The 22,754-nt window shown below is 36.3% G+C and carries 25 protein-coding genes, 1 pseudogene and 1 riboswitch; of the genes and pseudogenes, 22 read left to right on the forward strand and 4 right to left on the reverse strand.

Going from position 1 to position 22,754, the window contains the following annotated elements; translation table 11 throughout:
• Nucleotides 1–82 precede the first annotated feature (82 nt).
• Nucleotides 83–1,819: an adenine deaminase gene (ade, locus tag NST91_RS13255; protein WP_341331530.1), complete on the reverse strand. Its 1,737-nt coding sequence runs from the start codon at nt 1,817–1,819 to the stop codon at nt 83–85.
• Nucleotides 1,820–1,910: 91 nt separating this feature from the next.
• Nucleotides 1,911–2,012, reverse strand: a riboswitch (purine riboswitch).
• 278 nt (nt 2,013–2,290) lie between these two features.
• On the opposite strand from ade, the gene NST91_RS13260 reads away from it, so the two are divergent.
• Nucleotides 2,291–3,268: a S8 family serine peptidase gene (locus NST91_RS13260; protein ID WP_121446042.1), complete on the forward strand. Its 978-nt coding sequence runs from the start codon at nt 2,291–2,293 to the stop codon at nt 3,266–3,268.
• Between the two features lie 51 nt (nt 3,269–3,319).
• Nucleotides 3,320–4,225: an endonuclease gene (locus tag NST91_RS13265; RefSeq protein ID WP_121446043.1), complete on the forward strand. Its 906-nt coding sequence runs from the start codon at nt 3,320–3,322 to the stop codon at nt 4,223–4,225.
• Nucleotides 4,226–4,426: 201 nt separating this feature from the next.
• Here NST91_RS13265 and NST91_RS13270 read toward each other — a convergent pair whose 3' ends face one another.
• Together NST91_RS13270 and NST91_RS13275 are read right to left on the reverse strand one after the other, a co-directional pair.
• Nucleotides 4,427–4,681: a PGDYG domain-containing protein gene (locus tag NST91_RS13270; protein WP_246006377.1), complete on the reverse strand. Its 255-nt coding sequence runs from the start codon at nt 4,679–4,681 to the stop codon at nt 4,427–4,429.
• A gap of 587 nt (nt 4,682–5,268) precedes the next feature.
• Nucleotides 5,269–6,393 carry an IS110 family RNA-guided transposase gene (locus NST91_RS13275; RefSeq protein WP_341331531.1) on the reverse strand — a complete coding sequence of 375 codons (1,125 nt, stop codon included), beginning with the start codon at nt 6,391–6,393 and terminating at the stop codon, nt 5,269–5,271.
• Nucleotides 6,394–6,737: 344 nt separating this feature from the next.
• Between NST91_RS13275 and NST91_RS13280 the strand changes: the two genes are divergently transcribed.
• From NST91_RS13280 to NST91_RS13290, 3 genes are read left to right on the forward strand one after another with little or no spacing between them, the layout of a single operon-like run.
• Nucleotides 6,738–7,061, forward strand: coding sequence for a helix-turn-helix transcriptional regulator (locus NST91_RS13280; RefSeq protein ID WP_121446044.1), 324 nt, complete (start codon nt 6,738–6,740; stop codon nt 7,059–7,061).
• Complete coding sequence (locus NST91_RS13285) at nt 7,054–7,614, forward strand: HAAS signaling domain-containing protein (RefSeq protein ID WP_121446045.1); 561 nt, start codon at nt 7,054–7,056, stop codon at nt 7,612–7,614. Before NST91_RS13280 ends, NST91_RS13285 begins: the two co-directional genes overlap by 8 nt.
• Nucleotides 7,607–8,521 carry a DUF4097 family beta strand repeat-containing protein gene (locus NST91_RS13290; protein WP_121446046.1) on the forward strand — a complete coding sequence of 305 codons (915 nt, stop codon included), beginning with the start codon at nt 7,607–7,609 and terminating at the stop codon, nt 8,519–8,521. The genes NST91_RS13285 and NST91_RS13290 overlap by 8 nt, the downstream gene beginning before the upstream one ends.
• A 91-nt stretch (nt 8,522–8,612) precedes the next feature.
• On the opposite strand, the gene NST91_RS13295 is transcribed toward NST91_RS13290, so the two are convergent.
• Nucleotides 8,613–8,975, reverse strand: a complete 363-nt coding sequence (locus NST91_RS13295; protein WP_121446047.1) for a winged helix-turn-helix transcriptional regulator — start codon at nt 8,973–8,975, stop codon at nt 8,613–8,615.
• Nucleotides 8,976–9,143: 168 nt separating this feature from the next.
• Here NST91_RS13295 and NST91_RS13300 point away from each other — a divergent pair, with 168 nt between their 5' ends.
• From NST91_RS13300 to NST91_RS13380, 17 genes and pseudogenes are all read left to right on the forward strand, one after another.
• Complete coding sequence (locus NST91_RS13300; protein WP_341331532.1) at nt 9,144–10,358, forward strand: MFS transporter; 1,215 nt, start codon at nt 9,144–9,146, stop codon at nt 10,356–10,358.
• A gap of 27 nt (nt 10,359–10,385) precedes the next feature.
• Nucleotides 10,386–10,814: pseudogene (locus tag NST91_RS13305) on the forward strand (aldo/keto reductase); the annotation flags it as partial.
• A 135-nt stretch (nt 10,815–10,949) separates the two neighbouring features.
• Complete coding sequence (locus NST91_RS13310) at nt 10,950–13,988, forward strand: Tn3 family transposase (protein ID WP_066418428.1); 3,039 nt, start codon at nt 10,950–10,952, stop codon at nt 13,986–13,988.
• A gap of 13 nt (nt 13,989–14,001) precedes the next feature.
• Nucleotides 14,002–14,316 (forward strand): hypothetical protein, encoded by a 315-nt coding sequence (locus NST91_RS13315; protein WP_066418426.1) that lies wholly within the window; start codon nt 14,002–14,004, stop codon nt 14,314–14,316.
• A gap of 446 nt (nt 14,317–14,762) precedes the next feature.
• Nucleotides 14,763–15,149, forward strand: a complete 387-nt coding sequence (locus NST91_RS13320; protein WP_066418422.1) for a DUF302 domain-containing protein — start codon at nt 14,763–14,765, stop codon at nt 15,147–15,149.
• A 438-nt stretch (nt 15,150–15,587) separates the two neighbouring features.
• Complete coding sequence (locus NST91_RS13325; RefSeq protein ID WP_066418419.1) at nt 15,588–15,851, forward strand: metal-sensitive transcriptional regulator; 264 nt, start codon at nt 15,588–15,590, stop codon at nt 15,849–15,851.
• Between the two features lie 86 nt (nt 15,852–15,937).
• On the forward strand, nt 15,938–16,417 hold the full coding sequence (locus tag NST91_RS13330) for a DsrE/DsrF/DrsH-like family protein (protein WP_341331533.1): 480 nt from the start codon (nt 15,938–15,940) through the stop codon (nt 16,415–16,417).
• Nucleotides 16,418–16,460: 43 nt separating this feature from the next.
• Complete coding sequence (locus NST91_RS13335; RefSeq protein WP_121446050.1) at nt 16,461–16,823, forward strand: rhodanese-like domain-containing protein; 363 nt, start codon at nt 16,461–16,463, stop codon at nt 16,821–16,823.
• A gap of 14 nt (nt 16,824–16,837) precedes the next feature.
• On the forward strand, nt 16,838–17,134 hold the full coding sequence (locus NST91_RS13340; protein ID WP_066418413.1) for a rhodanese-like domain-containing protein: 297 nt from the start codon (nt 16,838–16,840) through the stop codon (nt 17,132–17,134).
• A 54-nt stretch (nt 17,135–17,188) separates the two neighbouring features.
• Nucleotides 17,189–17,764: a sulfurtransferase TusA family protein gene (locus NST91_RS13345; RefSeq protein ID WP_066418408.1), complete on the forward strand. Its 576-nt coding sequence runs from the start codon at nt 17,189–17,191 to the stop codon at nt 17,762–17,764.
• A gap of 11 nt (nt 17,765–17,775) precedes the next feature.
• Entirely contained in the window at nt 17,776–18,024 is a 249-nt protein-coding gene (locus NST91_RS13350; RefSeq protein WP_066418407.1) for a glutaredoxin family protein, read from the forward strand.
• Nucleotides 18,021–18,416 carry a DsrE/DsrF/DrsH-like family protein gene (locus NST91_RS13355; RefSeq protein WP_121446051.1) on the forward strand — a complete coding sequence of 132 codons (396 nt, stop codon included), beginning with the start codon at nt 18,021–18,023 and terminating at the stop codon, nt 18,414–18,416. Before NST91_RS13350 ends, NST91_RS13355 begins: the two co-directional genes overlap by 4 nt.
• Nucleotides 18,417–18,468: 52 nt before the next feature.
• Nucleotides 18,469–19,602 (forward strand): MBL fold metallo-hydrolase, encoded by a 1,134-nt coding sequence (locus NST91_RS13360; RefSeq protein WP_121446052.1) that lies wholly within the window; start codon nt 18,469–18,471, stop codon nt 19,600–19,602.
• A 122-nt stretch (nt 19,603–19,724) separates the two neighbouring features.
• Nucleotides 19,725–19,952, forward strand: coding sequence for a sulfurtransferase TusA family protein (locus NST91_RS13365; protein ID WP_066418396.1), 228 nt, complete (start codon nt 19,725–19,727; stop codon nt 19,950–19,952).
• Between the two features lie 199 nt (nt 19,953–20,151).
• Nucleotides 20,152–20,343 carry a hypothetical protein gene (locus tag NST91_RS13370; protein ID WP_121446053.1) on the forward strand — a complete coding sequence of 64 codons (192 nt, stop codon included), beginning with the start codon at nt 20,152–20,154 and terminating at the stop codon, nt 20,341–20,343.
• Between the two features lie 184 nt (nt 20,344–20,527).
• A complete protein-coding gene (locus NST91_RS13375) occupies nt 20,528–22,174 on the forward strand; it encodes a sulfate permease (protein ID WP_121446054.1) in 1,647 nt (548 codons plus the stop codon).
• Between the two features lie 23 nt (nt 22,175–22,197).
• The gene (locus tag NST91_RS13380) at nt 22,198–22,740 is read left to right on the forward strand and encodes a carbonic anhydrase (protein ID WP_121446055.1); all 543 of its coding nucleotides are present in this window, start codon (nt 22,198–22,200) and stop codon (nt 22,738–22,740) included.
• Nucleotides 22,741–22,754 lie beyond the last annotated feature (14 nt).

Genomic DNA, 22,754 nt, shown 5'->3' on the forward strand with positions numbered 1-22,754 from the left:
TCCTTTACAAGGGGTACAGATTATGGTACCTGACACTTTTTTTAGTTGTTCTTATTCCATATTTTCAAGGGGTTCATTAAAATTAGTTCATTTGTACTGGTATATGTGTAGATGTTTCCACATCAAATAATCCTAAATCTGTTAATTTCAAAGATGGTATTACGGGCAATGTAAGAAAGGAGAGGGTTAAAAACGGATTAAACTCACCGACAAACCCTAATTGACTTAATGACAGTTTTAATTGGTCAAGCTCCACATTCACAGTTTGTGAGTCTTTATCCGACATTAGTCCTGCTATCGGCAGGGATAAAGACGCCATAATTTGTTTGTTTTTGACAATCACTAAGCCACCATTCATGTCCTTAAGTACCTGTATCGCCACCAAAATATCACCATCATTAGTGCCTGTTGCAACAATATTATGAGAATCATGTGCGATGGTTGTAGCAATCGCCCCATCTGTAAAACCAAATCCTTTAACGACTCCTAATCCGATATTACCTGTGTTTTTATGACGCTCAATGACGACTAATTTAAGTTGGTCATTTTCTATGGATGGCTGAAAATCACCGTTTTCCACTGTAACTTGTTCCACTAGTTTGTTTGTGATCAATTGATTTGGAATAATCTCAATGATATTTGCTTTATTTCCGTTACGGAATGGGATTTGAATGTCTTTTTCATGTAACTCAGACACATGAACAGTTGACATTAACTGTGTATTTGGAACATGTTTAGCAGCTGATTTTCCAACAAAGCGACCATTCTGTGCAACAAGATTCCCAGATTTATACACTTCTGTTATTTGAATCGTCTCAAGCTGGTCCAGTAACAGGAAATCTGCGTCATAACCAGGAGCAATTGCACCTTTATCGGGGAGACGATAACATTCAGCAGCGTTTAATGTAGCCATCTGGATAGCCTGGAGAGGAGAGATCCCTTCTTCAATCGCTAACCGGATATTATGGTCAATACTTCCTTCTTCGATCAAATCATCTAAATGCTTATCATCTGTACAGAATAGACAACGACGTGCATTAGTTGGAGTGAGGACCTTTATCAGTGTTTTTAAATCCTTTGCAACAGAACCTTCACGAATTAATACATACATTCCTCGTCTTAACCGCTCTAGTGCATCCTGTGCCGTATTACATTCATGGTCGGTTTTGATACCAGCTGTTCGGTAGATATCAATCGCATTTGTATCTACTCCTGCTAAGTGGCCATCCATTAATCCATGATGTTTAGCAGTCATGACAATTTTATCAAGTATCGAATTCTCCGCGTTTTTGAGAGAAGGGAAGTCCATTACCTCAGCTAACCCCAGAACTCGTGGATGGCTGTAAAATGGTTCCAAGTCCTTAGCCTTGAGGTCTGCTCCATTATTTTCAAACGAAGTAGCAGGTACACTTGAAGGGAGCATAAGAAAAACATCAAGCGGGAGATTCTTAGAGTCCTCAATCATAAATGATAATCCTTCACTACCTGAAACATTCCCGATTTCATGAGGATCCGTAATAACGGTTGTTACGCCATGAGGAAGGACCACTTTCGCAAATTCAGAAGGGGAGACCATAGAGGATTCAATATGCACATGGCCATCAATAAAAGCAGGACATACATAGCGATTCTTCGCGTCTATGACTTGTTTACCCTCAAACTCACCAATTCCAACAAACATACCATCTGAAATCGCGACATCAGCCTCAATGATGTCAAGGTTAAACACATCTATGATTTTTCCATTCTTAATAACAAGATCTGCGGGGATTTGCTTACAAGAGACAGCTATTCTTTTCCTTACTAATTCTTTTTCCATTTTACTTCCTCCTCAATATAAACAGAAAACCCTGGGCTTTTACCCAGGGTTTGACACAGAGAAGGAAATAGAGCTTTTTGCAGGCGTACACAAAAAGCCGAACTCTTCTCGTAGTCAAACCATTTACGGTAGTTTGGTAGAAACTTATGGACCATATTTCCAAGATTATACGAGTAAATGTATGAAATTATTAGTTGATTTTATCGATAGGAATGATGAGTGTCAATGGAATATAGAAATGTTTAAAAATTAGAATTAGTCTGATGTACATATGTAATTTTAAGGATAAATAGAATTTTATCTGGGACCATCTATTCATTTTCTTAATTTTCAGTATTTTATCTTGATAAAAGTTTGTCCAGTTAGTATAATGAAACAAACGTTCCCATATCGAAGCAACAAGGAAACACAAGACAGAAGGGGAATGAAGGTAATTGTTTTGAAAACTAGATTTGAAGGAGGAGATTCATCTTGAAAAATCAGGTCAAATTATTACCGTATACCATTCAGTCAGTTGTGGATCAGGCAAATGAAACACCAGAGGGAGTTCAATTGGTACAGGCACCTTCATTATGGGAAGATAGCAGTCAGGGGGAAGGTGTTGTCGTTGCAGTGATTGATACTGGGATTGACACGTCTCATCCCGATCTGAAGGATCGGATTATTGCTGGACGGAATTTTACAAGTGATTATAAAGGAGACCCCGATGTATTTGAAGACAACAATGGTCATGGGACACATGTGTCGGGTACGATTGCGGCTAGCCTTAATAACGATGGAGTTGTAGGGATTGCTCCAAAGTCTCAAATATTAAGTTTAAAAGCTTTGACGGGAGAAGGGGCAGGTCAGTATGATTGGATCATTAATGCCATCCGCTATGCAGTAGAGTGGCAGGGACCTAACAATGAAAGAGTACGGGTAATCTCTATGTCACTAGGTGGCCCCCAAGATGTACCTGAATTACATGAGGCGATTAAACATGCAGTCAATCAAAATATTTCTGTCGTGGTGGCAGCGGGGAATGAAGGGGATTCATTAGAGGATACATTTGAGTATGCCTACCCTGGTGCTTATAACGAAGTCATCTCCGTTGGAGCCGTTAGCATGGATTTGCAGCTTGCTCCATTTTCCAATACTCATACAGAAATCGACCTTGTGGCACCGGGGGTAGATGTCGTTTCCACGTATCCGGATGATCAATACGCCAAACTAACAGGAACCTCCATGGCGGCCCCACATGTCGCGGGTGCAATTGCTTTACTTATTAATCTAAGTGAAAAAGAATTTGATCGAACACTGAGTGAAGCAGAAGTCTATGCCCAACTCATTAGACGAACCGTACCTCTCGGCCATAGAAAAAGCGCCGAAGGAAATGGATTTCTCCTCCTTAACGTTGTTGAGAAACTACATGACATGATTCCTGCTTCAAATATGAATGTGACCCCTTAGGAATAATGGCCTTCTGAACGGTTTACAAAGAAACCAGGAAAGGAGTAATCCATGAATTTTCTAAAGGAAGAAGATCCTGATTTAAAAGCCGCTTTAGTAGAGTTAACATATAACAAAAGGAGATTTGAAGACGAAAAGGAGTATTATGACGTAGAACAAGAAAAGCAGTTCATAAGTGATTATTATCGTAGTATTGATTTTAACCTTGAGGATAACAAAGAGTTATATAAACAACTAAATCAGTTAATAACGAGAACACATGTAAATCAGCTAGCTTATAATGCTAGAACCCGGGAACTTCTTTATACGCAGGTAGACCTACAAGCGGACGGAACGCTGAAGAGTATCTATTCAGGAAAGACTAAGGAACCTGAACAAGTTGTGAGAGAAGACTATGAATCTGAAGGAAAAAGACAAAAAGCCCGAGACATGTTGCTAATAAGCAACTTAAATAATGATGACTTTCAGCGGGTAGTTACGATTATTAATCAAGAAAATATGTTTAATTGTGAGCATGTAGTTCCCCAATCATGGTTTCACGAAGAAAATCCGATGAGAGGGGATCTCCATCATCTTTTTACTTGTGAAAAAGAGTGTAATTCAGCAAGATCCAATTATCCATATTTTGATTTTGTGGATTATCCACCTAATGTGGAAACGGAAGCCATTAGAGACGACTGTGGTAAATCAGAGAAGGGGAAGTTTGAGCCCGAAAGTGGGAAGGGAGAGGTTGCAAGAGCAACATTATATTTTTTATTACGATATCCGGGAGAAATTAGTCGATATACTCATGAAGATATTGAAATGTTACTAAACTGGCATCAAGTTCATGAAGTTTCTTTATATGAAAAACATCGTAACAAAGAAATATTCCTTATTCAAAAAAATAGAAATCCGTTCATCGACTTTCCGCAACTTGTTCGTAAAATTGATTTTATGTGTGGTTTAACAATGTAATCAACTAGGTTTAAGAACGAAAGGACAACCCGTTATTAGACATAAAATTTACCGATTTCAAGACACACTCCTAAAAAGGTGTGTCTTTTTTATTGTGCCAGACGGTGCTGTTCAACTTTATTCCAATTGTTGAGTTTGTTTCAAAAAAATAAGCAAAATGGAGAGAAAGACCATAATGCTTAATAATCACTACTAGTTGGGTCATGTCTTATACATTTTTGTTTTTATTAACCTAATGGATTTTCGAACAATTCTCTTGATATTCATTACTCCTTTTACTGGCTCATATTCTGCTTCAAATTGATCCCTATCACAAGGGTATTGTTCTCCGTCTTTATCTGTGATCAAATAATCTCCGGGTAGCCCCTTCATTGAACCATTCGATGTTTCAATCGTAATCGGTCCAGTAAGCTTTACAGCCTCAACAACAATGGGCTTTTTCCTATACTTAGGCATGAGCATCAACTCCTTTTCCTTACAGCCTATGCAAAAACAGTCCAAGATGTATAGGCGCTGGGACACAGGGACAGGTCCCTGATATGAACGAAACTGTCAAGTTCCCCTCGAATCCCTAATTATAATTGCCGTTTTTTGGCGCACTTAAGAAGAGAAGCATTTTTGGGCTTCTTTTCTTTTTTATAAATGTTGGAGACATTTTATGTCTAGGGATTACCCTTCTCAGCTTACTGACTACTCCTCAATCTATGGATTGCCTGTCAAGTGCTCTCCTTGACTGGTAATCCATAGATTGAGACACTTTTTAAAGCTGAGAATTAAATTCCTCCTTTATTCAGAAGTTAAGAACACGGCACGAAGGCAAAAATCTAAGCTTCGGTAAGCACTCTGATATTCGTGGATTCTCACATTTTATCTTTCCGTATAAAGGATCTACCACCAACTCGTCACGTGCGTTAGCCTATTTAGACATAGCACAAAGGGACCACGTGGATTATCCTTTCCGGTGTTATACTTTGCCTTCGAGCCCTACTCTTAAAATCACATAATTTAACTGCAGTTTTTTATAAACGAATTTTTATAATAGATTAAGATTCAATTAAAACTCTAGAGTTTGTTTCTATTTCCTGCGTGACTGCCCAGATAAACCCAGCTAGTTCTCTTGCCACTGCCGTTACGACTTTCCCACTTTCTTTACCCCTTGATAATAATCGGAAATACTTTTTATGAAGACGATTTTGAGCTTTCCATGATATAGCTTGAACAACGGCCGACTGACCTTCTTGTCTTCTTTTTAATTCTCCTTTTACTGCAGGTTGATATCGATAACTCCAGGCTGCTTCTATCAGAAGACGGCGAACGTGTTTATTCCCTGTTTTCGTAATCTTACCTTGTCTTCGACTCTCACCACTAGAATATTCGCTTGGGATAAGACCTACATATGACATGAATTGTTTAGCCGAGGTAAATCTTTTAAAGGACCCAATCTCTGCCACTAAACTTGTGGCTGTAATAGTTGCCACACCTCTAAGCGATTGAAGTGCTTGAATTACAGGAGCGTGTAAACCTTCGGTTGCTTGGATATCTATTTCTTTCTCTAACCGTTTTATCCGTTGTTCGATCTCTTGAAGTTGATAGTAATATTCTTGGAATACAATTCTAGACGTAGAACGAGTAAATTTTAACTTGTTTAACCATTCCCGATACTTAAGGGTCCATTTGCGAACACCAGTAGGAGGCTTAATATTGTGTCTTAATAAAAACTTAGTGAGTCGATGTTTTGCCCTTAATTCATCCTCTTTGGCATCTTCACGAGCACGAACTAAATCTCGAAGAGCTTCATCGTCTTCAGTTGGTACATAAATAGATGTTAATTCACCAGCACGGAATAATTGAGCAAGCCTAACCGCATCCCTTCGGTCTGTTTTAATCCGTTCTCCTGGCTTAGAAGGGATTAGGGATGGTGCGATTACAAAACACTCTATTCCTAAACTTAAGAAGAAGCGGTACAATGGGTAACCTGTTGGGCCTGCTTCATAACATACCTTTATCTGTTTTTTATCTCCTAATTTCTTAACTAATTTTCTAATAGCCTCTAAAGAGTGTGGGATCATTCCATAATATCTAGGTGCGTCTCTTCCTTCTTCAGCAATCGCAACAGAAATTTTTTCCTTTGAAACGTCTAAACCTACGTATTTTATGGTATCCTTCATAATATAACTAGCTCCTTTCGTAATGTAGCTCTGATTTGGTTTGATTTTTTAATCTCCGTTAAACAGTCTAACCAAATTAACCTACGGGATTACGACAAGGGGCTAGTTTCGTTCATGTTAACTTGTCCCAGAACACACTAGCCAAGACGCAAACATTCGATTCTGTCTTTGCTTTTTTGGGTTTGTCTAAAATGCATAAAGCTAATCTCCACGACAGTACCTTGCAATGTATAGTAGATGGTGTTATATTGTACTCAATGGCTATATTTTATGACTAGGTACTGTACATTACATAGTAGTGTATGTTGTCGTATAGAAAATGGTAAAGAGTTGAGGTGACTGCATTGAACGTTCAATTTAAAAAGGGTGTTTTAGAACTATGTGTGCTTGTATTGCTGGATAAGAAAGATCGATATGGGTATGAGCTTGTACAGAAGATTTCCAACCAAATTGAAATCTCAGAAGGAACGGTTTATCCATTATTAAGAAGGTTAACAAAGGAAGAATATTTTACAACATATCTTCAAGAATCCAGTGAAGGACCTTCCAGAAAGTATTATAGACTGACAGATAAAGGACGGACATACTTGCACCAATTAGTAGGAGAGTGGAAGGAGTTCTCGGAAGGAGTCAACCAGTTAATTAAGGAGGGGATCAACCATGAATAAAAACCAGTTTTTATCAGAAATAGAGAGGCATCTAAGTCGGCTACCAAATGATGAAAAAGACGATATTTTACAAGATTATGAGGAGTATTTCTCAATTGGTATAGAGGAAGGAAAAACGGAAACTGAAATTGCAACTTCCTTAGGTTCACCTAAACAATTGGCAAAAGAATTATTGGCCAATTATCATATAGAGAAAATGGAAACAACGACAACTACTCGAAATATGTTCAGGGCCGTATGGGCAGTGATTGGTCTAGGCTTTGTTAATTTAGTTATTGTGCTTGGTCCATTTCTTGTCGTACTTTCCTTTTTACTGGCTGGTTGGATAACAGGAGTAGCAGGGGTGTTGAGTCCATTGTTAGTAATCGTAAATACCATCGTCAATCCTGACATTTTTGAATGGTATGATGTATTCTTTTCCCTTGCATTTTGTGGAATTGGTTTATTCATATTGATCGGAATGTATTATGCATCGAATGGTGTGAAAAATGTATTTCTACGCTATTTGAAATTTAATTTATCTATTGTGAAAGGTGGGACCAATCATGGTTAAAAAATTATCGTTCATAGCCCTATTGTTAGTCATTATAGGTGGAATCGGTAGTGCTGTGACATATGGTTCGATAAATAAGGAAGTTACGATCCATGAAACCAAACCAATTGAAAATGAGATGATCAAATCCATTCAAGTAAATGTAGATAGCACTGATATCGAGCTCATTCCTGTCCCCACCATGGAAAAAGCTAGGGTTGAACTCGTTGGTAGAGGTGCAGAAAAACAGATTCAAAAATTTTCAGTAGAAGAAGATGGTCAAACTCTCTCCATTTCTTTGCAATCTAAAAATGAAAAATGGTTTAATTTTAATTTCTATATCCCCGCGTTGACATTAAAAATATTTGCACCCGATAAGATGTATCAACAGGTTAACATAAAAGGATTCTCATCAGATATATTGGTGGAAGACCTTCAGTCAACAAAAATAAACTTATCATCGGATAGTGGAGATGTGAAACTAGAGAATATAACTTCTAAGGAAATGGCAGTCAAAACATTTTCTGGTGACATCCACATGGAAAAAGTTCAAGGTGCTATTGAAACGAAAACGGACAGTGGTGATCTATATGTCCAGGATGCTCCTGTTACATCATTTGGCGCCATTACGTTCTCCGGTGATATTAAATTAAATAAGATAAATGGTGCTTTGAATACAAAAACAGACAGTGGAGACGTCTTTATATCAACTAGTGAGATTTCTAAAGGCATTTTTAGTAAAACATTCAGTGGTGATATTAAAATTGAGACAGAAAAAGAACCAACCGACGTTCAATTTGAAGTAAGTACGTTCTCCGGAGACGTTAATTTATTTGATAAGTATCAGAATAATGCCCTTGTTGGAAAAGGAATAGTTTTAATTCAACTAGAAACAGACAGTGGAGATATTACAGCAACTAATAAATAGACTTTTACCTTTTAAAAAATTCAAAAGCCGATCATACTAGTTTGACATTAAGACTAGTATGATCGGCTTTTTTGTTTACTCTGAAATCAAATTAGTTATTTAAAATGTTTTCCTCTAAAACCTCTGATTTATCACCATAAACTTTAACAATATGCGTTTCTCCCCACGCACATAATGAATCTAAGATGTGTTCTAAACTTTTTCCATATTCACTTAATTGGTATTCCACTTTTGGTGGGACTTGATTATAAACTATCCGATCTATGACTCCATCTTCTTCAAGTTCCCTTAATTGTTGTGTAAGCATTTTTTGAGTGATATTCGGCATGAGTCGTTTTAATTCGCTCGTCCTTTTTTTCCCGTGTGTAAGATGGCAAAGGATCACGCATTTCCACTTACCACCGATTACCTCTAGTGTTGCTTCAACAGATATATTGTATTTCTTTTTTTCCATCTTTTATTCCTCCTGCCTATAGGTACTAAAAAGTACCTATAATACTTTTTGGTGTCTATATTACAAAAAAGTGCGTACTTTTCATTTTAAAACCTATCACACATAATAGCATTTGTCGGCCGAACAGACTAGTTATTTATTACAGAAGAACAAAGAGGAGGATACATCGTGGCTAAAGGAAACACATCAAGCACACTTGCATTACTTGCTTTAGCAGTTAGTGCTTTCGCGATAGGCACAACTGAATTTATCAGCGTTGGTTTATTACCACTTATCGCTGCGGATCTAAATATTCCAGTAACCACAGCCGGGTTAACTGTATCGATATATGCTTTAGGGGTAACATTTGGGGCTCCTATTTTAACGTCCCTAACATCAAAAATGTCTCGTAAGACGCTCTTACTTTGGATCATGATTGTATTTATTATTGGCAATAGCCTTGCTGCTGTTTCAACTACAATCGGATTATTACTAGTGGCACGAGTCATATCTGCGTTTTCTCATGGTGTTTTTATGTCAATCGGTTCTACAATAGCTGCTGATTTAGTTCCTGAAAATCGTAGAGCGAGTGCCATATCCATTATGTTTACCGGACTTACAATTGCGACTGTTACCGGTGTTCCGTTTGGGACTTTTATTGGACAACAACTCGGGTGGAGAGCAGCATTTCTCGTAATTATTATTACTGGTATCATTGCTTTGATTGCAAATAGCATTTTAGTGCCATCCAATCTGCGAAAAGGTGTAAAAACAACCTTTCGAGATCAACTTAAGCTCGTAAAAAATGGTCGTTTATTACTTATCTTCATTATTACCGCTTTAGGGTATGGTGGAACATTTGTTGTTTTCACTTTCTTATCACCATTACTCCAAAATATTACGGGATATAAAGAAGAATCTGTTGCTCTTATTTTACTCATTTATGGGGTTGCTATTGCAATAGGGAATATGATTGGAGGAAAACTGTCAAATCATAATCCAGTTCGCGCATTGTTTTATATGTTTATTGTACAAGCAGTCGTATTATTTATTTTGATGTTCACAGCTCCATTTAAAATTGCAGGGCTACTTACGATCCTATTAATGGGGATATTTGCCTTCATGAATGTGCCAGGGTTACAAGTTTATGTTGTCATGCTAGCAGAGCGTTTTGTCCCAAGTGCAGTTGACGTAGCATCTGCAATAAATATTGCAGCATTTAACGCAGGGATTGCGATCGGCTCCTATTTAGGTGGGTTAATAACTGATTCAATCGGATTGATTCACACCTCGTGGATTGGTGCGTTGATGGTATTAATTGCTGCTGTCCTAACAGGTATAAGTGCAGCTTTAGAACGAAAAGATCAAATAAATATAACAAAAATTAATAGTCTTAGTAACTAAAAAAATATTATTCGGAGGTTTTATAAAATGGCTAAACATTTACAAGATACAACTACTTTGCATAATGGTGTAAAAATGCCTTGGTTTGGTATTGGGGTTTTTAAAGTAGAAGAGGGACCTGAATTAATCAATTCAGTAAAAACGGCAATAAAAAATGGGTATCGAAGTGTTGATACAGCGGCGATTTATAGGAACGAAGAAGGTGTTGGAAAAGGGATTCAAGAAGGTCTAAAAGAAGCACAGATTTCTCGAGAAGAACTATTTGTAACATCTAAAGTTTGGAATGCAGATCTAGGATACGAATCAACACTTGCTTCTTATGAGACAAGTATTAAGAAACTTGGATTAGAGTATTTAGATTTATACCTCATTCACTGGCCTGTTGAAGGAAAATTTAAAGAAGCTTGGAGAGCTCTAGAAACTCTATACAAAGAAGGGCGCGTAAAAGCAATAGGGGGTACGGAAACGATTCGCACATTGAGGGGCCACTATGGAAAATAATGGATAATTTAACCGAACCTATCAAAACGATAGGTTTTTATTTATTATAAAATAGGGAATCTAAAAATTCAGATAAAGGTGGGATATGATTTGCCAAGTATTCAGGATACCATATACCCCAGATTTAAGAGTAATCTGACCGAGAAAGATTTGGAAGAAGTGTACACCCCAGTGATGAATGAAATAGAATGGGCAGAGGTTAAGTCTAAAGGCACTTTGCAGGAATTAGCCTTACTTGTTTTAATCAAAACCGTACAGAAGCTTGGATTTTTTATCCGTATTGTCGATGTTCCAGAAGCCATTATCAGACATATTGCGAAAAAAGCATACTTGCCTTTGCCTGCGAAAGAAGAGTGGAAAACGTATAGTGAAACAAGAACTGCCAAACGGCATTTTCGCTTTGTTCGGGATTACCTTCAGCTTCGGCCATTTGATCATGAGGCCCATCAAATTTTGATTGATACAATGAGCAAACTAGCATTTAACAAGGATGACCCGGCCGATCTAGTTAATGCTGCCATTGAAGAATTAATCCGTCAACGATACGAATTACCTGTCTATAATACCTTAAAAGATGCAGCCAATGATGTTCGAACTAAATCATATCGTGCCATCTATCATCAGATTGATCATGCACTAAATGATGAACAAAAAAAGAATATAGATCACCTTTTTCAGGTACCCGAGGGCACTGCTTACAGTCCTTGGAATGAACTGAAGGAGGACGCGAAAAGAGCTACTTTATTACACCTCAACAATTTAATTGTACGTCGGAATTGGTTAATAAACCAGCACATTCCGACCGATTTCCTTGAAGATATTCCTTATATCAAAGTAAAACAAATGGCAGCTGAAGCCAAAACGTTAGGTGCCTCTCGTATGATGGAAATGGAGTCTAAAAAAAGATATGCGCTTGCGCTTTCCTTTGTATCAATGCAATTGTCAAAAATATTAGATGATATTGGAGAAATGCTCATTAAAAGGATGATGAGCATTCATAAAAAAGGCCGTCAACGTTTAAAGGATCATAAAGAAAAAACACAAAAACGTACGGATTCGTTAATATCAACCCTCCAGGAATTACTACTTGCTTATCAAACGGAAGGCAGCCCTGAAGAAAAAATTCAGGAGATGCAAAAGGTACTCCAAGAGCAAGAAGCGCAAGTGTTACAAGATTGCGAAAACCATTTAGCCCTTAGTGGAGACAACTATTATCTATTCCTATGGCAATTCTATAAAAGCCACCGAGCTACATTATTTAAAATTCTTAAATCCATTCCACTTCGTTCAACAACACAAGATAAAGCATTGGAAGAGGCGATTTCTTTTCTCCTCTCTCATCAATATACGAAAAAGGAATACATATCAATTGTTCATATTGAAAAGAATGGAAAGTTGCGAAAGGACTGGGATATAACATCTTTATTAGACTTGTCTTGGATTCCTGATTCCTGGTGGCGATGGCTTAGTCCTAAAAAGAAGAAGGAAAAAATGCCTGATGAAATCAATCGCCGTCACTTTGAAGTATGCGTCTTGTCGCAAATTATGCTAGAGCTAAAAGCAGGAGACTTATATATAGAAGGAAGTGAAAAATATGCAGATTACCGAAAGCAGCTTATTACATGGAAAGACTATGAGGAGAATTTAGCCGATTTTTGCAAGCATGTAAATTTGCCTGTTTCTGGAACTGATTTCGTTAGAAAGACACAGCAAGATTTTAAACAAGTTACAAGCCAAACAGATCAATCCTTTCCTCACAATGAACAGGTACGAATTGAAAATGGCGAAGTTGTGATTGGAAAGTTAAAGAAGAAAAAAATCCCCACTGAATTAAAGAAGTTTGAAGGATATATAGCCGAAAACTTAGAACCAATCAATGTACTGGATATGTTGGCCGATACTGAATACTGGTTAAATTGGACCCGTTTTTTTGGTCCCATTTCAGGACATGAAGCGAAATTAGACAATGCCGTTGAACGGTATATTACAAATGCCTTTTGCTATGGTTGTAATTTAGGACCGACTCAAGCAGCTCGATCAATAGGAAGTCTAGACAGAAAACAAATAGCTTGGATTAATCAACGTCATGTAACTATAGAAAACCTAGACAAAGCGATTCAATATATTATTAATGCCTATAACCAATTCGATCTTCCAAAATATTGGGGTGATGGAAAGAGAGCTTCAGCCGATGGAACCAAATGGGATTTATATGAGCAAAATCTTTTATCCGAAAACCATATTCGCTATGGAGGATATGGCGGAATTGGCTATTATCATGTTTCGGATACCTATATTGCTTTATTCAGCAATTTTATTCCTTGCGGAGTATGGGAAGGGATTCATATTTTAGATATTTTGATGAATGATAAAGCCGAAATTCGACCTGAAATTCTCCATTCAGATACTCAAGGACAGAGTACAACGGTCTTTGGGCTTTCTTCTTTACTAGGTATTCAGTTAATGCCCAGAATTCGTAATTGGAAAGATTTAAAATTATTTCGTCCTTGTAAAGAAGAGGTATATGAGCATATTGATGATCTTTTTTCAGGAGAAATCGATTGGGAGCTCATTGAGACTCATTATCCGGATATGATTAGAGTTGCTATGTCGATCCAGTCAGGTAAAATTACCCCATCTACCATTCTTAATAAACTAGGTACATACAGCAAAAAGAATAAGCTGTATCAGGCGTTTCGCGAGCTTGGAAGAGTGATACGAACGATGTTTTTATTAAAATATATGGCTGACGAGGAACTGAGAGGAACGATTCAAGCAGCTACCAATAAAAGTGAAGCTTTTAATGGGTTTACCAAGTGGCTATTCTTTGGTGGCGAAGGGATTATCGCTGAGAATGACAGGGAAAAACAGCGTAAGGTCATTAAATATAACCACCTAGTGGCCAATTGTCTTATCTTTTATAATGTGTTCTCTTTATCTCGTATTCTCCATGACTACATGCAAGACGGAAATGATTATGATGAAGAGCTGATTTCCTATTTAAGCCCCTATGTTACAGCTCACGTCAATCGATTCGGCAAATACCGCATTGATCTAAACCGTAAACCTCCTAATCTTCCGTTTGAGGTGCCTGTAGCAAGGGAAAAAAGTATGCATTTAACAAGGTGAAGGAGTGACCTTAATGCTAGTTATTGATAAAATTCGCTGGATGATGAACCGAAGAGATTCAAGATGGTGGGAAGAAGACTCGTGGGAGATTTATACGAAACTTCGTAATGATATGTATGATACGATGGACTTCCTAAACACCTGTTCAACCCTAGAGTTACAGACTATTGAATGGGAACTTAATGACTTAATGGACGATTTTGGCGATGAAAATGGCGAAGGAGAATTTATTGACTTTCTTGAAAACCTCGGAGAAAGGAAATCTGATAGCTTGCTAGAATCTGTTAGAGAGTTCAAAGTTAATAAAAAAGAAGAAGCTGTTGATTAGCAGAATTGAATGTTAGTTTGTTCCGCAATCGGCCCAAATTAATGAGGAACGCTTTAAAGGCTATAAGGTATTTATGGTAAAGTAAATTATAAATATTATTTTCACTTGATTGCACGAAACTGTCAATAGCCTACCAACTGTTTATGCTGTTGATATTGAACCTAAGATGTTGGAGTTATTAAAGGAAAGATCAGATCAGGAAAAACGCCAAATTATTTAATATATCTAAAGTGATTTGGAAAACATACAGCTAAAAGACCATAGTGCAAACAAAGTAATCATGACATTTGTTATAAATAAAATACCTGATATGAAAAAAAGCATTTGGTGAATGTAAGAGAATTCTAAAAGCAAATTAATTTTAGCAATTCTAAATGTTATTTCTTTGAAACGAGCGATTAAGTTATTTCAATTGATATGAAATAGACTCAGGGAGGAAGATAATTATGTTTGATTATACGGCTGTTACAGATAAAAATATGGAAAAAGCAATTAAAAGTCTGGAGGAAAGCTTAAAAGAAGAAAAATTTGGTGTTTTATGGAGTTTTGATCTTAAGAAAAAGTTCCAGGAAAAGGGTCTAGAATTCCATAAAGAGTTTAAAGTGCTCGAAGTATGCAACCCACATGAAGCACAGAGAGTGTTAAATGAAAACGAAATGGCTGGATACTTCTTGCCTTGTAAAATAGTTGTTTATGATGACAACCATGGAAAAACGAAAATTGGGATGCCCAAACCAACAGCACTCATTAGTCTTCTGAATGATGAAAAGATGAAACAATTTGCTCAGGATATTGAAGATCGGCTAATTAGTTGTATAAATAGTAGTATTTAAATTAGTAACAATAGTTCTATATAAAAAATAATAAAATAAGCCTCGAATATCGATGCTATTTTATTTTCTTTGAAAAGGAAACACCTATTCCTCAGTAGACGGCATTTATCAACCACTTTCAATATGTATTGATCTACCCACTCTATTATTTAATCTAGTTGACATTATACCCATATGGGTATAATATAGTACTTGTTAATGTTGTTCCTTTTATCGACAAAGGAACAATCAATATTCCAACTGCCTATCTTAAGAGAAACTTTAATGAAATTCCAAACATGTAGTTGTATCAGGCATACTCGAAAAAATTATTGGAATTCACTTTTTAAGACAAAGGGGTTTTCGGGTCGTCGGATATAGAATAGCTGATCATAACAAATTACCCTTTAAGGAAAACTTTTTAAAAATAGAAACGAATGGTTAAAGGGAGGTAAGGACATGGATTATAATGATCAAATTAAAAATAGAGTAAAACGGGTTGAAGGACAGTTAAGAGGAATTTTAAGAATGATGGAAGAAAATAAGGACTGCAAAGAAGTCATCACCCAGTTATCTGCAGCAAGAACAGCCATTGATCGTACAATTGGGGTTGTGGTTAGTTCTAATTTAGTGGATTGTGTACGTTATGCAGAGCAAAGTGGTGAAAAGAATACTGAAGAACTAGTAAGAGAAGCCGTAAATCTGCTTGTGAAAAATAGATAAAAAAAGGGTTGACACCCTCTTTTATTTTAGTTATTATCATACCCATAGGGGTATTAGTAAAATATTAACTGAGGAGTGATAAAATAATGACAGAAAACAAAAAAACAACAATTGTATTATTTAGTGGAGATTATGATAAAGCAATGGCAGCGTATATTATTGCAAACGGTGCAGCTGCCTATGATCACGAAGTAACCATTTTCCATACATTCTGGGGATTAAATGCTTTACGAAAAGATGAGAATATTGTAGTAAAAAAAGGTTTCATGGAAAAAATGTTTGGAAAAATGATGCCAAGAGGCGCAGATAAGATGGGGCTATCCAAAATGCACTTTGCAGGTTTCGGTCCTAAAATGATTAAAGATGTGATGAAAAAACATAATGCAATGCCACTACCAAATTTGATCGAAATGGCAAAAGAGCAAGATATAAAGCTTGTTGCGTGTACGATGACAATGGATTTATTAGGGCTACAAAAAGAAGAGCTTTTGGATAATATCGAATATGCAGGGGTTGCTGCGTATTTAGCTGATGCAGAAGATGGTAACGTGAACTTATTTATCTAAATCAGTTAGGGGAAATTTCCCGTTCATGAAGGAGGGACTAGGTTTGGAATATCTAAATTATTTAGTGATTGCACTTTTTCTATTCTTTATCATAAATCGAATAATCCCGGCCAAAGGTGTTAGACAGATTTCAACATCAGATCTAAAAAATGAATTAAAAGATAAGAATAAACAATTTGTCGATGTCCGAACTCCAGGGGAATTTAAGGGGAATAGTATTAGAGGATTTAAAAATCTCCCAATTCATCAGCTTGCACAAAAAGCAGAGAAGGAGCTGACAAAAGACAAAGAAGTAATTGTCATTTGTCAAAGTGGAATGAGAAGTCAAAAGGCTAGTAAAATGCTTAAAAAATTAGGATTTACAAAAGTGACGAATGTAAAGGGCGGTATGAGCGCCTGGAGATAAAGGGAGGAAAAAGAATGAAGCAATTAACTGCAAAAGAAGTAGAAATTTTACTGTTAGAAGGTAAACCATTAAACTTAATTGATGTTCGTGAAGTAGATGAAGTTGAGACTGGAAAAATTCCAGGAGCCATTCATATTCCACTAGGATTATTAGAATTCCGAATGCATGAATTAAGTAAGGCTAAAGAATATATCATGGTTTGTCGGTCTGGTGCACGAAGTGCTCGGGCATCTCAATTTCTTGAAAGTCATGGATTTAATGTGATTAATATGTCAGGCGGGATGCTTGCATGGGAAGGCGAAACTAAGTAAATTTTTTTAATTAATAAAATACCCATCAGGGTAAAAATAGGAGGCTTTTATATTATGGAATCATTAAAAACAGACTTTTTATTAGATGCAAAAGGGTTTGCTTGCCCAATGCCAATCGTGAAAACAAAAAAGGCAATGAATGATTTACAAGCTGGTCAGGTCTTGGAAGTTCAAGCCACAGATAAAGGGTCAAAAGCTGATATTCAAGCTTGGGCGAACAGTGCTGGTCATCAGTATCTTGGGACAATCGAAGAAGGAGAAGTACTAAAACATTATCTAAGAAAATCATCTAATGATGGTTTAATTGAAAGAAAACATCCTAATGTAACTAGCAATGAAGAACTTGAAAAGAAGCTAGATGCTAATGAAAACATCGTGGTTCTTGATGTAAGAGAATCAGCTGAATATGCATTTAACCATATTCCTAATGCTATTTCTATTCCTTTAGGAGAACTGGAAGAGCGTCTAAGCGAATTAAACACAGATGATGAAATTTATGTGGTATGCCGAACAGGAAACCGCAGTGATCTTGCTTCTCAAAAATTAGCTGAAAAGGGTTTTGCTAATGTGGTTAATATAGTTCCAGGCATGAGTGCTTGGACAGGAAAGAAGGAAACTTTAAGCAAATAGGAGGTATTAATATGAACACAGTGACAGTCTATACTACCACACGTTGCCCATATTGTGTTATGCTAAAGAACTTTTTAGTAGATCAAAATATTCCTTTCAAAGAGATAAATGTTGAAACCAAACCAGAGATAATGAACCAACTTGTAAACGAAACAGGGCAAATGGGAGTGCCTCAAACAGAAGTTAATGGTAAGTGGGTTGTTGGCTTTGATCCAAATAATATTATGTTGGCATTAAAAACTGGGAGGAATGAGGAATGAGTAAAAAAGTAGCAATCATCGCAAGTAATGGTGGATTATTTGATGCATATAAAGTGTTTAATATCGCAACAGCAGCTGCTGCGACAGATCAAGAAGTAGCTATTTTCTTTACATTTGAAGGATTAAACTTAATTCATAAAGATGCATACAAGCAACTTCCTATGCCAGAGGGTAAAGAACACTTTGCAGAGGGATTTGCTAAGGCTAATGTTCCATCTATTCCAGAACTGGTGGAGATGGCTTTGGAAATGGGTGTTAAGTTTATTGGATGTCAAATGACAATGGATGTTATGGGATTAGAAAAAGAAGCTTTTGTAGAGGGCATTGAAGTCGGTGGAGCAGTAACATTTTTAGAGTTTGCAAAAGACTCTGATGTAACATTAACATTCTAATCAACTTACAAAAAAATTTTAACCAAAATAATACCTATGGGGGTAATTAAAAATGGCAGTACGTAAACTGGTAGCAAAAGAAGTAACGGATAAGGTGTTAAATAAAGAAAACTTATTTATTTTAGATGTTCGTAATGTGAGTGATTTTAACGATTGGAAAATTGAAGGTGAAAACTTCGAGTATTTAAATATTCCATATTTTGAATTACTTGATGGAGTCGAAGGGATTTTGTCAAAACTTCCATCAGATAAAGAAATTTTAGTCGTATGTGCAAAAGAAGGTTCATCTATGATGGTAGCGGAAATGCTTTCTGATGAAGGGATTGATACAGCTTACTTAAGCGGTGGAATGAAGTCCTGGAGTGAGCATTTATATAAAGCAAAAGTTTACGAAGATGAAGATATAAAAGTTTATCAATTTGTACGCGTAGGAAAAGGTTGTTTATCTTATATGGTTGTTTCAGATGATGAAGCATTAATTGTAGATCCAGCACGTTTTGTGGATGAGTATATTGAAGCTGCAAAAAAAGAGGGAGCAAAAATAACTCATATTGTTGATTCACATCTACATGCAGATCACATTTCCGGCGGTAAAGAATTAGCAGATAAAACAGGTGCTTCGTACTACCTTATGAAAAGTGAAGGGGCAATCTTTGATTTCAAACCGTTTGAAGAACACGAGAAAATTGAATTTAAAAATATTGAATTAGAAGTGCTTGCAGTGAAAACACCTGGACACACACCAGGAAGTGTATCATTTTTTGTAAACAAAAAATTATTATTCTCTGGTGATACTATTTTCGTAAGCGGGCTAGGCCGTCCTGACTTAGGAAATAAAGTAAGAGAATGGGCAAACGACTTATATAACACTGTGTTTAATAAAGTATCTGAAATTGCAGATGATGTGATCGTATTGCCAGCACATTATGCTGACTTTGACGAAGAGCTGAATGCAGAAGGTTACATTGGCGATACTTTAGGTAACATCCGTACCCGTAATGAGAAAATGTTCAATGCAACAAGAGAGGATTTCTTAAACGATGTTGAAAAATCAGCAAGTTCTGTAAAACCACCTAACTTTGAAGAAATTATTATGATTAACCGTGGTGTTCAAGAAGCCGATGTTGAAAGAAAGCAAGAATTAGAAATTGGTCCAAACCGTTGTGCAGTCCATCATACGGACTGATCTTCATATGCATGTCATGCGCTTAAGAGGACTCCTGTAATGAAGGACAGAGTTCGGGTACAGTTAAGAGAAAATTTCACAGTCAAGTTTAACAAAATTCAAAAATATGGAGGGTACAAGAAATGAATGTCAATAAAACTTTAGACGCAAAAGGTTTAGCTTGTCCGATGCCTATTGTAAAAACGAAAAAAGCAATGAATGAATTAGCGTCTGGAGAAGTTTTAGAGATCCATGCAACTGATAAAGGGGCTAAAAATGACCTGACAGCTTGGGCAAAATCAGGTGGTCATGAATTTCTAAAAGTTCAAGAGGATAACGGTATATTTAAGTTTTGGATAAAAAAAGGCTGAGGGTATCATCAAGATACCCTTTTCTTAAAAAGAAAACTATATTAATTTAATTATAGGATTAGCCAAACTTTCAAATTAAATTAGTAAAAATTATATCTTTACTAGTTTGTAGGATTTAATTCTTTCCATAATAATGTCAAAAAGTACCCTATTCATTTCCGGAAAAATGTTTCAAGGAAACTAGGAAGAGGTGAATATTGTGGGAAATCTTATTAAAAGTCTTACGGAAGAACGTTGCCCTGTTTGTGGAAAAAAGTTGGTAATTTCGGATCAAAAATGGATGAAGAGTATGTATGTCAAGTCATGTCCTGAAGGTCATATAAAAAAAGAGGTTTATCCACATTTACAAACTACTATTGAATATAAGAAAAATAGTCCTGAGCATAGATAAAGTTCATTTTATATAAATTTCAGGCTAGTTGAAAGCGTTTTCCTTTTGAGGCGAAGCCTTGCGGTGGGCAGAGGTTCTCGAAATGATCATGAACACAGTTGAAGGCAGACAACGAAGAAAGCAAGCGTTTGTCAACAGCCTGAAATCTAATTGTAGAATTCGTATTTAAAGGGGGGAAGAGATCATGTTAAAAAAACTGATCCCGTCTATTGATTGGCTAGGTCATTATAACAAAAATGATTTAAGAGGAGATTTATCAGCTGGTCTAATTGTAGCTATTATGTTAATTCCTCAAGGAATGGCTTATGCGATGTTGGCTGGCTTACCTCCTGTTATAGGATTGTATGCTTCAACGATCCCTTTGATTATTTATGCACTATTTGGATCTTCTAGACAATTAGCAGTTGGACCAGTTGCGATGGTTTCACTTTTAGTATTTACAGGTGTGTCTCAACTTGCAAAACCAGGGACAGATGAATATATTGCATATGCACTGCTACTCGCTTTGATGGTAGGTGTGATCCAATTAGTATTAGGACTTTCCCGCCTAGGCTTTCTTGTTAACTTTTTATCACATTCTGTTATAAGTGGGTTTACATCTGCAGCTGCAATCATCATTGGTCTTAGTCAGTTAAAAAATCTATTAGGAATCGATATTCCGAAAGGTTCGATTTTTGTTATCATAAGTAATGCAATTATGAAAGTCAATGAAATAAATATGGTAACATTTTTAATTGGCCTAGGGAGTATTATCATTCTTATATTACTTAAAAAAATGGCACCTAAATTTCCAGCACCATTAGTTGTTGTAGTTTTGGGTATTTTAGTAGTTCGTTTTCTTCAATTAGACCAAGTTGGTGTTAAGATTGTTGGTGATATTCCGAATGGAATACCAGCATTTTCAATTCCAATGTTTAATATAGAGGCAATTACGGCTTTACTACCGATTGCATTGACGATTTCATTTGTCAGTTTTATGGAATCTGTCGCAGTTGCAAAGTCAATTGCCAATAAAGAAAAATATAAAATTAATGCAAATCAAGAGTTAAATGGTTTAGGCCTGGCAAATATCTTTGGGTCATTTTTCTCTGCTTTTCCAGTTACAGGAGGATTTTCAAGGACAGCAGTAAACTATCAAGCAGGAGCTAGAACAGGTCTTGCTTCTATTATTACAGCAGTATTAATTTTTATTACGCTTCAATTCTTTACAGGGTTGTTTTACTTTCTTCCTCAAGCTGTATTAGCAGCAATTATAATGGTTGCTGTGTATGGATTAATTGATGCAAAGGAAGCAGTTCATTTATTCAAGGTAAAAAAAGCAGATGGATGGACATTACTAATTACTTTTATAGCAACTCTTACATTGGGGATTGAACAAGGAATACTAGTTGGAATCGGTGTATCCTTACTGCTGTTTATTTGGAGAAGTGCATATCCTCATATAGCTGAATTAGGATATCTTAGTGATCAAAATATTTTTAAGAATGTGAAGTATTATCCAAATGCCAAAACATATGAGAACTTGTTAATATACCGAATAGATGCATCGTTATATTTTGCGAACATCGCATTTGTTGAAGAAAAACTTCAACAAGCTATCCTTGAAAAGGCAAACATTAATAAAGTCATTCTAGACTTTTCGGGGGTTAATTCAATGGATGCTATTGCGCTTGACGAATTAACAAAAATCATAGAAGGCTACAAAAAATCTAATATAGAGTTTTATATTGCTGGAATTAAACAACCAGTCTATGAACTTTTTAGAAAAGCAGGATTAGATAAAAAGTACAAGGGGAAAATTGATTTTCTGTCTGTAGATCAGGCTCTTTGAAATGTAAAACTTGGGGTGATCTCATGAGTAAGCAAATAATGGCTGATAACAATCAAGGGTTTGTTAATAGTATATTAAAAGAGGATCCTCATTATTTTGAAAGGTTAAAAGAAGGGCAATCACCAGAGTACTTTGTAATAGCTTGTTCTGATTCTAGGGTCAGTCCTTCTATTGTTGCTAACATGCCACTGGGGAGTATGTTTGTTCACCGAAACATTGCAAATCAAGTTACTGATGATGATGCAAGCTTGAATGCAAGCTTGTATTATGCACTAAAGCATTTAAAAGTAAAAAAAATAGTTATTAAAGGGCATACTAGCTGCGGGGGGATAACAGCTGCTTGTAGCGGTAATAACGAAAAAGAGTTAAAGAGTTGGATTTCAAAAATAAAAAAAGGATTACCAGAAACATGTAATCTGTCTGAACAAGAGTATTCCAGACAGAATATATTACAACAAATAGAAAATTTAAAAAGTCATCCAGTTTACAAAAAATATGGGGAAGGCATTGAGGTTATTGGCTGTCTGTTCCATGTTGAGACAGGAAAATTAGAAAGAATTAATTGATCCAGCAAAAAATG

This window comes from Ferdinandcohnia sp. FSL W7-1320, assembly GCF_038050315.1.
In the GTDB taxonomy this organism is placed as follows: Bacteria; Bacillota; Bacilli; order Bacillales; family Bacillaceae_L; genus Ferdinandcohnia; species Ferdinandcohnia aciditolerans.

Excerpts from the sequence above, each read along its gene's own strand:
- NST91_RS13380 (WP_121446055.1), top strand. The coding sequence starts at position 22,198 with ATGAGTAAGCAAATAATGGCTGATAACAATCAAGGGTTTGTTAATAGT.
- NST91_RS13290 (WP_121446046.1), top strand. The coding sequence starts at position 7,607 with ATGGTTAAAAAATTATCGTTCATAGCCCTATTGTTAGTCATTATAGGT.
- NST91_RS13320 (WP_066418422.1), top strand. The coding sequence starts at position 14,763 with ATGTTTGATTATACGGCTGTTACAGATAAAAATATGGAAAAAGCAATT.
- NST91_RS13340 (WP_066418413.1), top strand. The coding sequence starts at position 16,838 with ATGAAGCAATTAACTGCAAAAGAAGTAGAAATTTTACTGTTAGAAGGT.
- NST91_RS13330 (WP_341331533.1), top strand. The coding sequence starts at position 15,938 with ATGACAGAAAACAAAAAAACAACAATTGTATTATTTAGTGGAGATTAT.
- NST91_RS13350 (WP_066418407.1), top strand. The coding sequence starts at position 17,776 with ATGAACACAGTGACAGTCTATACTACCACACGTTGCCCATATTGTGTT.
- NST91_RS13345 (WP_066418408.1), top strand. The coding sequence starts at position 17,189 with ATGGAATCATTAAAAACAGACTTTTTATTAGATGCAAAAGGGTTTGCT.
- NST91_RS13365 (WP_066418396.1), top strand. The coding sequence starts at position 19,725 with ATGAATGTCAATAAAACTTTAGACGCAAAAGGTTTAGCTTGTCCGATG.
- NST91_RS13325 (WP_066418419.1), top strand. The coding sequence starts at position 15,588 with ATGGATTATAATGATCAAATTAAAAATAGAGTAAAACGGGTTGAAGGA.
- NST91_RS13275 (WP_341331531.1), bottom strand. The coding sequence starts at position 6,393 with ATGAAGGATACCATAAAATACGTAGGTTTAGACGTTTCAAAGGAAAAA.
- ade (WP_341331530.1), bottom strand. The coding sequence starts at position 1,819 with ATGGAAAAAGAATTAGTAAGGAAAAGAATAGCTGTCTCTTGTAAGCAA.
- NST91_RS13315 (WP_066418426.1), top strand. The coding sequence starts at position 14,002 with ATGCTAGTTATTGATAAAATTCGCTGGATGATGAACCGAAGAGATTCA.
- NST91_RS13360 (WP_121446052.1), top strand. The coding sequence starts at position 18,469 with ATGGCAGTACGTAAACTGGTAGCAAAAGAAGTAACGGATAAGGTGTTA.
- NST91_RS13375 (WP_121446054.1), top strand. The coding sequence starts at position 20,528 with ATGTTAAAAAAACTGATCCCGTCTATTGATTGGCTAGGTCATTATAAC.
- NST91_RS13265 (WP_121446043.1), top strand. The coding sequence starts at position 3,320 with ATGAATTTTCTAAAGGAAGAAGATCCTGATTTAAAAGCCGCTTTAGTA.
- NST91_RS13285 (WP_121446045.1), top strand. The coding sequence starts at position 7,054 with ATGAATAAAAACCAGTTTTTATCAGAAATAGAGAGGCATCTAAGTCGG.
- NST91_RS13295 (WP_121446047.1), bottom strand. The coding sequence starts at position 8,975 with ATGGAAAAAAAGAAATACAATATATCTGTTGAAGCAACACTAGAGGTA.
- NST91_RS13355 (WP_121446051.1), top strand. The coding sequence starts at position 18,021 with ATGAGTAAAAAAGTAGCAATCATCGCAAGTAATGGTGGATTATTTGAT.
- NST91_RS13270 (WP_246006377.1), bottom strand. The coding sequence starts at position 4,681 with ATGCCTAAGTATAGGAAAAAGCCCATTGTTGTTGAGGCTGTAAAGCTT.